This is a genomic window from Parasphingorhabdus litoris DSM 22379 (assembly GCF_020906275.1).
GTDB lineage: Bacteria > Pseudomonadota > Alphaproteobacteria > Sphingomonadales > Sphingomonadaceae > Parasphingorhabdus > Parasphingorhabdus litoris.
Window position 1 is genome coordinate 2,674,885 of sequence record NZ_CP086727.1, and the last position, 12,029, is coordinate 2,686,913.

At 51.0% G+C, this 12,029-nt stretch carries 10 protein-coding genes; 5 read left to right on the forward strand and 5 right to left on the reverse strand.

Going from position 1 to position 12,029, the window contains the following annotated elements; translation table 11 throughout:
• Positions 1-57: 57 nt before the first annotated feature.
• The 5 genes from BS29_RS13035 to BS29_RS13055 all read left to right on the forward strand — a co-directional run bounded on the left by BS29_RS13035 (position 58) and on the right by BS29_RS13055 (position 3,576).
• Positions 58-651 (forward strand): TetR/AcrR family transcriptional regulator, encoded by a 594-nt coding sequence (locus BS29_RS13035; protein WP_229954072.1) that lies wholly within the window; start codon positions 58-60, stop codon positions 649-651.
• Positions 648-1,256, forward strand: coding sequence for a TetR/AcrR family transcriptional regulator (locus BS29_RS13040; RefSeq protein WP_229954073.1), 609 nt, complete (start codon positions 648-650; stop codon positions 1,254-1,256). Before BS29_RS13035 ends, BS29_RS13040 begins: the two co-directional genes overlap by 4 nt.
• Before the next feature lie 148 nt (positions 1,257-1,404).
• Complete coding sequence (locus tag BS29_RS13045) at positions 1,405-2,238, forward strand: bile acid:sodium symporter family protein (RefSeq protein ID WP_229954074.1); 834 nt, start codon at positions 1,405-1,407, stop codon at positions 2,236-2,238.
• 2 nt (positions 2,239-2,240) lie between these two features.
• Positions 2,241-2,711: a hypothetical protein gene (locus BS29_RS13050; RefSeq protein ID WP_229954075.1), complete on the forward strand. Its 471-nt coding sequence runs from the start codon at positions 2,241-2,243 to the stop codon at positions 2,709-2,711.
• A gap of 31 nt (positions 2,712-2,742) precedes the next feature.
• Complete coding sequence (locus BS29_RS13055) at positions 2,743-3,576, forward strand: NmrA family NAD(P)-binding protein (protein ID WP_229954076.1); 834 nt, start codon at positions 2,743-2,745, stop codon at positions 3,574-3,576.
• 288 nt (positions 3,577-3,864) lie between these two features.
• Here BS29_RS13055 and BS29_RS13060 read toward each other — a convergent pair whose 3' ends face one another.
• The 5 genes from BS29_RS13060 to BS29_RS13080 all read right to left on the reverse strand — a co-directional run bounded on the left by BS29_RS13060 (position 3,865) and on the right by BS29_RS13080 (position 11,634).
• A complete protein-coding gene (locus tag BS29_RS13060; protein ID WP_229954077.1) occupies positions 3,865-5,472 on the reverse strand; it encodes a long-chain fatty acid--CoA ligase in 1,608 nt (535 codons plus the stop codon).
• Positions 5,473-5,517: 45 nt separating this feature from the next.
• Entirely contained in the window at positions 5,518-9,039 is a 3,522-nt protein-coding gene (gene dnaE, locus BS29_RS13065; RefSeq protein ID WP_229954078.1) for a DNA polymerase III subunit alpha, read from the reverse strand.
• Positions 9,040-9,134: 95 nt separating this feature from the next.
• A complete protein-coding gene (locus tag BS29_RS13070) occupies positions 9,135-9,608 on the reverse strand; it encodes a glutathione peroxidase (RefSeq protein WP_229954079.1) in 474 nt (157 codons plus the stop codon).
• 99 nt (positions 9,609-9,707) lie between these two features.
• Positions 9,708-10,391: an ABC transporter ATP-binding protein gene (locus BS29_RS13075; RefSeq protein ID WP_229954080.1), complete on the reverse strand. Its 684-nt coding sequence runs from the start codon at positions 10,389-10,391 to the stop codon at positions 9,708-9,710.
• Entirely contained in the window at positions 10,384-11,634 is a 1,251-nt protein-coding gene (locus tag BS29_RS13080) for a lipoprotein-releasing ABC transporter permease subunit (RefSeq protein WP_229954081.1), read from the reverse strand. Before BS29_RS13080 ends, BS29_RS13075 begins: the two co-directional genes overlap by 8 nt.
• Between the last annotated feature and the right edge of the window lie 395 nt (positions 11,635-12,029).

Below are 12,029 nucleotides of genomic sequence, written 5' to 3' on the forward strand. Positions count from 1 at the left end.
ACAGAGCGTTCGGCACAAGCCATAGCGCTCAGGCTCAAAAGCAGGTCAACAGGCGCTATGGAAGCTCGACAGTCCAGATCAAAAAATACGGTAGAACGCATATTGGCTTCCGTATTGGTTATCTATGCCGAGAAAGGTTTGAAAGCGGTCACCCATCGCGCTGTGGCAGAACATGCAGGGGTTTCAGTATCGTCCACAACACGGTTTTTTAAATCAAAACCCGATCTCATCAGCAAAGCCTACCAATGGGGTGTCGAGAAAGCCAGGGCACGCTATGCATCGACGGCAGAGGAAATGGATTTCGGTGACAAAGCTGAGCTTGTTCAATATTGCAGAAGCGTTCTTGGCGCGGATTTGAACGATCACGCTGTTTCAAATCTGGCGTGGTATCATTTTTTAATTGAATCAACTCGCGATCCTTCACTTCGCCCTATAACTGTTCAGAGCTTTTCGGATATGAGCCTCTTTTGGCGCGACCTTGCAAGACGTTCGGGAATTGAAGATGAAACCAGCATTCAAACGCTTCTCGATTATCTGATCGGTGAATATTATTTGGTTTTCGCTGCATCTGGATCTCGATCGGACGAAGTTGGACGGGCTCAACGACGAGTTCGTCGTGTGGCTCAATCCATTCAAGCATCAACTTCATGACCAAGAAAGCTACCACTCAACAAAATAGGGGTATTGCGACACGTGAAGCGATAATAGCCGGTGCACTGGAGTTGATCGGAAGCGTCGGTCTGGCGGAGTTAAATCATCGATCTGTGGCGAAAACAGCCAAAGTCAGCTTGGCGCGCACGACCTACTATTTTGAGTCGCGCGATGATATTATTGTCGCCGCCCAATCACGCCTGGCTGAACTGGATGCCAAGCGCTTCGCTGCAGCGGTTGACAAAATAGGTGTTAGAACGGCGACTAGAGAAGGCGTCATTCGCGCCGCTATGGAAGTTTTGCTAGCAGACCTCGGAGCGCATCGCCCGCAAACAACGGCATATCTCGAACTCGGCCTTGAGGCAGCGCGCTCTTCTGCTGCGCAACAATTATTTGATACGATGTTTTCCCATCGCCTCGACTACTTTAGGCGACTTTTTGAATGCGCAGGCATAAGTGATCCTGAAGAACGGGCACGAATTTATCTCAGCTGCTATCTCGGACTCGTGTTACAAGAGCTGTCCTGCTCCAATAAGATCCCTGATGTCAGTTCCACCGAACATCGCATGGCCGCCTATTTGGACATGGCTTTGCGCCTCGACTGAGTTTCATCATTTAAAACAATGCGTCGTGATCGATTTTGGTAAAATTGCTCGCTTGACTTCGCTATTATAGGTACTAATGTACCTATAATAGCGAAGGGAGTGTCCTGTGATTGAGAATATTATTCTACCCTTGGGGATATTTTTCCTCATGTTCGGATTGGGCCTCTCTTTACGTTGGGAAGATTTTTCGCAGATCGCAAAATTTCCTGGCGGTTATATTGCAGGGCTGTTTGGCATGTTAATCGCGGTTCCAGCATTTGGTTTACTGCTGGTAATCGCATTCGATGTCCCGCCCGTTTTGGCCATGGGCGTGATGCTTATTGCCACGGCACCAGGCGGGCTGTTCTCAAATCTGATTACCCATATGGGTGGCGGAAATCTTGCACTATCCATTGCACTGACCACGACGCTAAGTATCATCTATATTGGCGCCATCCCGTTTGTTGCGGGTCTGCTCTACATGTATTTTATCGGTGAAACAGCTGCTATCGAAGCCCCTGTTTCAGCAATTGCGTTGCCACTTTTCTTCATCACTTTGCTACCCCTGACATTGGGTATGTTTGTCACACGTTTTGCTGAGAATTTTGCGAAAAGGATCCAAAACTGGCTTCGCAAAGCTTCTGCGATCTTTATCTTCGCTGCGTTTCTGGCTCTGGCATTTGATCAGCGTGACAGCCTGATTACCTCTCTCCAAACTGTTCTACTGCCGGTGCTTTTACTCAATTTAGGGGCTATCACTATTGGTTTTCTAGTGACACGGTTATCGCGGTTGAACCGCGCTGATACGATAGCGGTAACGATCGAGCACTCCGTGCGCCAAGAAGGAACAGCAATCTACATTGCAGCAACCGTATTAGGGTCTGCCCAGATGGCCCTACCCCTCATCTTAAATGGCTGCTTCGCATTATCGCTGTCATTTTTATTCACCTATTGGATCAATAAACGCTCGGCCAAAAGAATAGCCGTACAGCAAGGAGTTTAACCATGAAATCGATATTGACGACCACCGCCATACTGCTGGCTGCCATGTCGGCAGGCCAGGCCAAGGGAAAAGAATTTTCCGGAACAATTGGTCTTCAAGCAACCGTTTCAGAAACAATCAAGATGCCAAGTAATCGCGGGCGATTCAATACGCGGTTTCTTGGGGCAGGCGGATTGTCATTCGCTGACGAGACTGATCTGAAGCTGTTCACATTTTCTTGCATAGGACAAGACACCACGCAAGACGGTTCAGTTGTTGAACTAAAGGCGGACTGTGAGCTGCGATCAAACGAAACCTCAGCCATCTTCGCGAGTTTCGATCCGGCATTGTCCCGATTCATTGTTACCGGCGGCGAAGGTGACTGGGCCGGTGCAGCGGGCTTTTTCACAGCCGAATACAAAGCCACCCCGCCTTCGTCCGACGGCCATCTGATGTTTTTTTCGACGCTTAAGGGTGAAATCACACAGCCTTAATTGGTGCATTAGTACCCTATCGGAGTTATGTATGTATTTGATTACCGGTGCCACAGGAAACGTTGGCAGTATGATTGTTCATCAAATGATCCAAAAGGACCAAAAGGTGCGCGCGTTCGTCCGTGATCCATCAAAAGCAAGAGCAGAGTTGGGCAACAAAGTTGAATTGTTCAGCGGAAACTTTGAAGATATCGAAACATTCAGGGCGGCGGCTTTGGGTATTGAGGGTTTGTTTCTTGTTACAACGGAAAGCGACAGCTTTCTCGAAGCACTCCCTGGCCTGCTCCAAACTGCGAACGACACAGGAGTTACTAACATCGTGGCGCTTTCAGCCACAGCCGATGCAGATTCTCCAGCGTTCTTCCTGCGCCGCCACGCGGCGATTGATGCCATTATTCGACACTATACACCTCATGCGACAATCTTGCATCCGGATTGGTTCATGCAAAATTTTCTCGCTTGGATGACATCGAGAAATATGGTTTTTCCGGCCGGAAGGGGAAAAACAAGCTTTGTTGATGTGCATGATGTAGCTGAGATAGCGATCACCTGTCTCAAGGATGCAAGACATGCGGGCTATTTATATCGTCCCACCGGTCCAGAAGCCATGTCTTTTGAGAATGTAGCAAGCCGAATCAGCCAAACGCTTGGTCGGTCATTCTTGTATCATGACATAAGCCCGACCGTGTTCGCTGAACAACTGCAAGCAACGGGCATGGAAAAATGGCGCGCGGATATGCAGGCCGAAATGACCTTTGCGTTGAGAGCAGGTGTAATCTCACCACCGACAAATGATGTAATGTTTGTTCTTGGCCGCGAACCTAGATCATTGGATGATTTTCTCTCGTCTAACACCGAAGCTTGACACAAGAGACAGCCTTTTCTTCTTTCGGAAGAAATGCCTTTCCTACACTATCGCTGCCATGCCATATTTCATGCTGACTCACTCGTCCTGGATTCAGCAACTTTAGAGTTTTGTTTCAGAGATCGGCAATTTTTTAAGATCGATTCTGTGTCGAACCTGTATAATCTTTATCAAACAGCAGCCGAATATGAACGAATCACGCAGCTAAGACACTTGCGCTGATCGTCGCATTTTCAACCGCACTTATCCAGCGGCCGGCCAAGTTTTGAACAGATTGAAGCCTTATGCTCAGGCGTCAGCAAGGCTCTTGAGCTGATAGTCCTTATACTCGTCGCGAAGAGCCCGTTTCAGGATCTTGCCGGTTGCTGTGTGCGGCAGTTCATCAATGAACTTCACTTCATCGGGCAGCCACCATTTGGCCACTTTGTCAGTCAGATAGGCCAGCACTTCTTCTTGGGTCACATCCGCGTCCGGTTTCTTTACGATCAATAGCAAAGGCCGCTCGTCCCATTTCGGATGATAGACGCCAACAGCCGCTGCTTCGGCGACACCGGGACAGCCAACTGCTGCATTTTCCAGCTCGATCGAGCTGATCCATTCACCGCCCGACTTGATGACATCCTTTGCCCGATCGGTAATCTGCATTGTGCCATCCGGATGAAGGACCGCAACATCTCCGGTATCGAACCACAGATCATCTTCGACCGCTTCTTCATCGGCCCGGTAATAACGCTGGATAATCCAGGGGCCTCGGATCTCAAGCGTACCGCTGGATTCACCATCGCGGGGCAGTACATTACCTTCGTCATCCACGACGCGCAATTCAACGCCAAAGGGCGGCCGGCCCTGCTTGCAAATCACATCGACCTGCTCGTCAAAGCTCAGATCATCCCAATTGGCTGGAAGCGAGCCAGCCGTACCGATGGGCGAGGTTTCCGTCATGCCCCACGCATGTGCCACCCGCATGCCGTTTTTCATCAACCGCTCGATCATCGAACGCGGACAGGCCGAACCACCAATAGTGATCACCTGCAACTTGCCATAGTCGCCGCCATTGGCGTCCATGTCAGCAAACATTGACAGCCAGACCGTCGGCACACCGGCGCTATGGGTCACGCCTTCTTCGCGGATCAGTTTCCACAAAACCGGTGCCTCGTTGCTAGCCGAAAAGACCATTTTTGCGCCGACCGCCGCACAAGCAAAGGGCAGCCCCCAGGCATTGGCGTGGAACATCGGCACGATAGGTAACATCACGGATCGGGTGGCAAGATCCATAATGTCCGGCTGCACTTCGGTCAGGGCATGCAGAACATTGGAGCGATGCTCATAAAGCACACCCTTGGGATTGCCAGTGGTGCCGCTGGTATAACATAGACCGCAAGGATCATTCTCATCCACATCAACCCAGTCAAAATCACCATCTTCGGCATCGACCAGTTCTCGGAAAGTCGGATAGTCGCCTTTCTCTCCATCAAACTGGATATAATGCTCGACTGTCTTCAACTGAGGCTTCAGCATTTCGATGATTGGCGTGAACATCTTGTCGAACAGGAGGACACGGTCTTCGGCATGATTGATGATGTAAACCAGCTGCTCTTCAAACAGGCGCGGGTTCACGGTGTGGAGAATTCCCCCAATGCCAGCCGAACCGTACCAGCTGATCAGATGGTGCGCGTGATTCATGGCAATCGTTGCAATCCGGTCGCCCTTTTTCATGCCGAGCCGTTGCAGCGCTTGCGAGAATTTTCGCGCATCCTGGCCAATCTCACCCCAATTGGTGCGGGTTAGCGAACCATCGGCCCAATAGCTTACGATCTCGCGCGATGTATGCTCGCGCGCAGCATGATCAATCAAGTTGGTGATTTTGAGCGCACTGCCCTGCATAGCTCCAGCCATTAGTCTCTCCGTGTCATTATCTTGTTGTTTTTTGACCGAAACGGCTCAGCTTACAAGCCTTAAATTAGGCCTTAAATTGGAATTGCGATGGCGCACAGGCCGAGAGCCGGTAGCGGGGCCCAGACGGATATTCTCAAGCCCTGCGATATGGCCAAGCGTCTCGGCGGCTTGCGCGTCTAATTGAAAGGAACGCCCCAGACACAGATGCGCCACTTCACCGTCAAAGCTCGGGACACTCGCGATGATTTCGCTCTTACCTCCGGACAATGGAGCGAGAAAATTCTTCAACTCTTGAAGTCCGTCTTGAGTAACTACGTCCAGTTCCAATCGCGTACGGGTCGTTTTCTCCAAGCCATCCATCGGCTGCGCACGCCGAATGGCAACGCGGGGGCTTTCATCATCAGAGCGCTGGTCGAGCTCAACATTAAGCAGAGCGCAACTGCCTTCCTTGGCCATTTCTGCCAATAGCTCACATTGCTCTTCTTCAAAGCAACTGCCGGAAAACTGACCGCTGCTGTCCGACAAATCAACCAATACGAACCGTTTGCCGCGTTTGCTCTCTCGCCAGCGCACACCCTCAATCAAGGCCGCCATTACCGCTGGTTTGCGTTGGCCTTCTGCAATCGGCCCTTCTTCACATAAGGCAGCGTAGGTCAGCGCTCCATGAGAGGAAGTGACGGCCTGAAACTGCGTGACCGGATGAGAGGCAAAGTAAAAGCCATAAGCATCCCGTTCCCGGGCCATGATCTCACTCAAGTTCCAGTTGCTATTTGCGGGCAATCGGATCGCCTGCATATCACCGCCAGTGCCTTCACCAAATAGGCCGCCCTGCCCGCTATTCCTCGCCTCTGCGGCGCTGTTGGCAACAGACAAGAGCATATCGGCGCCCTCATAAACCGCCGCGCGATTGGGTTCCATCTCATCAAATGCACCGGCAGCAGCCAGACTCTCAATCTGTCGCTTGTTCATACCGGAAGGATCAACCCGGTTGGCAAAGTCATCCATGGATTTGAACGACCCGCTCTCTGCCCGCTCAGCGACGAGCGATTGCATGGCTTTTTCGCCAACATTTTTCAGTCCGGCCAAAGCATAGCGCACCGCAAGCAGAGAGCCCTCCTGCTCTTCCACAGCAAAATAGGGGCGGCTTTTGTTAATTGACGGCGGCAATATCGTCACGCCCAACCGCTTCATGTCATCAACAAAAATACTGAGCTTGTCACTCTGATGCATATCGAAACACATAGAGGCTGCGTAGAATTCATGCGGGTAATGCGCTTTGAGCCAAGCGGTCTGATAGGCCAGCAAGGCGTAGGCCGCCGCATGGCTTTTGTTAAAGCCGTAGCCCGCAAATTTATCGATCAGGTCGAACAATTCATTGGCCTGCTGATTCTCAACACCGTTTTTGGCGGCGCCCTCAACAAACACGCTGCGCTGTTTATCCATTTCTGACTGGATCTTCTTACCCATCGCGCGGCGCAGCATGTCCGCTTCTCCGAGGGAATAGCCAGCGATGACCTGCGCCGCTTGCATCACCTGTTCCTGATAAACGATGATGCCGTAAGTTTCTTTTAATATGTCCTCAAGCAGTGGGTGAGGATAGGCCAGCTCCGCCCGACCGTTTTTACGATCGCCAAATAGCGGAATATTGTCCATCGGACCGGGGCGATAGAGCGATACCAGTGCAATGATATCGCCGAAATTCGTAGGCTTCACGGCTGCCAGTGTCCGGCGCATTCCTTCCGATTCAAGCTGAAATACACCGACTGTATCACCGCGCTGCAGCAACTCGAACACCTTGGGATCGTCCCAGGCAAGCGTAGAAAGATCGACTTCAATATTACGCTCAGCGAGCAGTTCTACGGCCTTTTTCAAGACGGAAAGCGTTTTCAAACCCAGAAAGTCAAACTTCACCAGACCCGCTTGCTCTACAAACTTCATGTCAAACTGCGTCACTGGCAGGTCTGACCGGGGATCACGATAAAGCGGAACGAGCTGGTCCAGTGGTCTATCGCCAATAACCACTCCAGCCGCGTGGGTTGAACTGTGACGCGGTAAGCCTTCCAATTTCATGGCGAGATCAAACAGACGCTTCACATCAGCCTGCTTATAGTCTTGCGCTAACTCCGAGATGCCGTTCAACGCCCTCTGCAGATCCCAAGGATCAGTCGGATGGTTGGGCACCAATTTGGTCAAGCGATCAACCTGGCCATAAGGCATTTGCAGAACGCGACCGACGTCTCGCAGAACCGCGCGTGCCTTCAGTTTACCAAAGGTAATGATCTGGGCGACCTGCCCCGTTCCATATTTTTCCTGCACATAGCGGATCACTTCACCACGGCGGGTTTCGCAGAAATCGATATCGAAGTCTGGCATTGAGACACGTTCTGGGTTCAAGAAACGCTCAAACAATAGGCCCAGTTTAATCGGATCGAGATCGGTAATTGTAAGTGCCCACGCAACCACCGAACCGGCGCCGGAACCACGCCCAGGTCCCACGGGAATGTCGTGATCTTTTGCCCATTTTATAAAGTCGGCGACGATCAAGAAATAGCCGGGAAAGCCCATATTGACGATCACATCAATTTCGAAATCTAGCCGATCAAAATATGCCTGCCGCTCTGCCCCTTCGATGCCGCCAATATGAGCAAGGCGAGCCTCAAGGCCTGCCGTTGCATCGCGGCGCAACTGTTCTGCCTCGCCTGCCAGATCACCGGCCAGACTTGGCAAGATCGGATCGCGGTGTGGCGGAGAATAAGCGCAGCGTTTTGCCACAACCAAAGTATTTTCCAGTGCTTCTGGCAGATCAGAGAACAAATCCTGCATTACCAGGTCGCTTTTTATCCAAAGATGCGGCGACGGTTTATCGCGATCGTCATTTTCAACATAAGCCGATCCTGCAATGCATTTCATCGCATCATGCGCCTCATGGAAATCTGGTTCCGCAAAACAGCTGGGATTGGTGGCAACCAAGGGAATGTTGCGGTCCATCGCCAATGCTATCAATCCGGCTTCGGCAGCCGTTTCGACAGGGTCATCCCGCCGGGACAATTCGATATAGAGGCGATCCGGGAAATATTGCTGAAGCCTTGAAAGATAGGCTTCCGCTTCGGATTGCTGTTCTTCAGCCAGCAATCGCGCTACGGCGCCTTCGCCGCCTCCGGTAAGCGCCAAGAGTCCCGTGTTGTGTTGCTCAAGCATCTCGAGCGGAATATGCGCATCCAGCTCAGCCGGCCGTTCCAAATGAGAAGCCGAAACCAATCGGCAGAGATTTTCATAGCCGTCTTCATCTTGGGCATATAGCGCGACCCAATCCAGCACCGGCTTGTCGCTTCCGCTGCTGCCGGGTCGCGCAACCCTCAAGAAACAGCCGGTTATCGGTTGCACGCCGTTCGCACGGCAGCCATCATCAAATGCCATTGATGCGAACAGGCCTATACGATCCGTCAGCGCGATCGCTGGAAAACCACGCTCTTTCGCGACGGCACCAATCGCCTTTGGCTCCATCGCACCGTCCAAAATAGTATAGGCCGAAAAAGCACGCAGATGGACGAACGGTGTCTGTGACATGCCTAAACTCTAGCGCAGGAAAATAGCTTTGACCACGGCCAGATCATAGCGATGCGAGCTATCGACCGGTTTTCCACAACTAGTTGAGAATTTTGCTAGAGCAGCGCTTCGATCTCGCTCCTCAGCTGCTCGGGCTTGACCGCCGGGCCATGCCGCGCAACCACATTTCCGTCACGATCGACAATGAATTTAGTGAAATTCCATTTGATTCGTGATCCCAGCAGACCAGATTTTTCGGATTTCAAATGCTCCCACAAGGGATCCGCATCTTTGCCGTTTACATCAATCTTTCCCATCAAGGGAAAGCTCACATCATAGTTTAAGGTACAGAAATTCTTTATTTCTTCTGCGTCACCTGGTTCTTGATGGCCAAATTGATTGCAGGGAAAAGCCAATATTTCCAAACCCTTGTCGGCATATTTCTTATACAGGCTTTCCAGCCCTTCATATTGCGGCGTAAAACCGCATTTCGAGGCTGTGTTTACGATGAGTAGAACCTTGCCCTTATATTTGGACAAGTCCGACATCGAACCATCTGCCTGCTTAACTTCAAACTCTGTGATTTGCATAGATTCGCCCCGTTCTTTGCAATTTTGTCCCCATAATGGATATCAGATTGATAGTCGCCCGCTAAATGTCAAAGTCTATCTTGTTTCACTTTGAAAACGCTAGCTTAATAATCCGTCATGAAGCCTGACAACCCGGTCCATCTTCGCAGCCAAACGCTCATTATGGGTTGCGATAAGTGCAGCGCTACCTTCTTCGCGAACCAGCGCCATCAGTTCGGCCAGCACAATATCTGCCGTTGTTTCATCAAGATTGCCCGTGGGTTCATCGGCCAGCACCAGCTTGGGCGCATTGGCCAGCGCTCGCGCCACCGCTACGCGTTGCTGCTCACCGCCTGACAATTTGCTGGGTTTGTGATCCAGTCGCTCACCAAGTCCCAAACTACGAAGCAGGGATTCTGCCCGCTCTTCAGCGGCTGCTTGCGATGTCCCGGCAATGAGTTGCGGCATAACCACATTTTCTTCTGCTGAAAAATCAGGGAGCAAATGGTGAAACTGATAGACGAAGCCGAGCAATTCCCGTCGAATTCGCGTGTGTCCACTTGCCGACATTTGAGCCGTTTCCTCACCATCAAGCTTGATGGATCCCTCAAAACCGCCCTCAAGCAAGCCAACAGCTTGCAACAATGTCGACTTTCCCGAACCAGACGGTCCCAACAGCGCAACAATTTCATTGGATCGGATATCCAGATTAACGCCTCGAAGCACGTCGATCTGCACATCTCCTTGCTTAAAACTGCGCTTTACGTCGCGCAGTTCAACAACTTTATTTCCCAGATCATTCATAGCGCAGCACCTGAACCGGATCTGTGCTCGCGGCCTTATAGGCGGGATAGAGGGTCGCAAGGAAACTGAATAAAAGTGCCAGCATCGCTATGCCCAATACCTCCATCGGATCTGTTCTTGCGGGCAATTCGGTTAAAAAGCGGATGGATGGGTCCCACAGATTTTGCCCAGTGATCAATTGCACAAAATTCACAACATTCTGCCGGAAATGGATAGCAATCAGCCCCAAGACGATGCCAGCGGCGATGCCTAATGCACCAATTGATGTCCCGACAGTGACAAAAATTCTGGTCAGCGATGCGCGTGATGCCCCCATGGTTCGTAATATCGCGATATCCCGGGTTTTGGCGCGAACCAGCATGATCAGCGATGACAGGATGTTAAACACCGCCACCAATATGATAATTGAGAGGATCACAAACATCACCACGCGCTCAATTTGCAGCGTTTCGAACAGCGACGCATTCATTGATTTCCAGTCGGTGATGACCGCTCGATCCACGACTTTGGGATAGAGTGGTGCGATGATTTCCGCGACATTATCGGCGTCATTGGTCTTGATCTCAATCATTCCGATTTGATCACCCAAAAGCATAAGTGTCTGCGCATCTTCCATCGGCATGACTACAAATGCTTTGTCGTAATCATATACACCAACTTCAAATATCGCGGTTACTTCATAAGAAATTTCGCGCGGCACGGTTCCAAAAGGTGTCGTGCGGCCTTGCGGGTTGATCACTGTGATCTGGCTACCAAGTTGAGCCCCCAATGTGGTGGCCAATCGGCTACCGATCGCAACACGGCCGGAATCCGGCTCCAATCGGGCCAAATCACCCGCTACGGTCTTTCCTTCAAGTGTCTCGTTCTCGAGAATATCGGGAACAAGCATGCCCCGGACCAAAATGGCTTCTACGCGCCCATTGAAGGTTGTTAATAGTGGCTGCTCTATCAAAGGAGAAGCCGACACTACACCGTCCGTTTCCCTCACATCTTCAAGCAAATCACGCCAATCAGGCAACCGCCCACCATAGCCCTGAATCACGGCGTGGCCATTCAGCCCGACAATTTTGTCGAATAGTTCGGCTCGAAAGCCGTTCATTACGCTCATCACAACGATCAGTGCAGCAACGCCAAGCATGACCGCGACCAGACTGATGCTGGCCACGAGAAAAATAAAGCCCTCACCTTTGCCAGGCAGAAGATAACGTTTTGCGATGACCCATTCATAACGGGATAGGAGCATAGGAGTTTGATCTTCCTCAAAAACTATTGTGGCTTTACGGTCGCGAAGCGCCACAGGCAAGAGCGATACTGGTTAAAATGCTGTTGCTATTATGACACAAGCCTGAACCAATATTGCACATTTGTGAAAAATTGCATGACAATAGCGGTCATCGCGATCACAGATAGTGACAGAATCAATCACCGCGTAAAGGTCATGGTTCAGGGATCCTTTCTGGTTCCGCCGAATGTTGGGGGACAAACGGCGTCGAATAAGACAGGAAAACAGGGGGACGATATTATCGTCACCATTTTCGCCCGGAGTCAGAAATGGCTCCGGGCGTTTTTGTTTCAACCGCTTTTCTCGATATTTTGAACCTCTTGAAATCGTAAATTCTGATAATATCTTGATGGAGC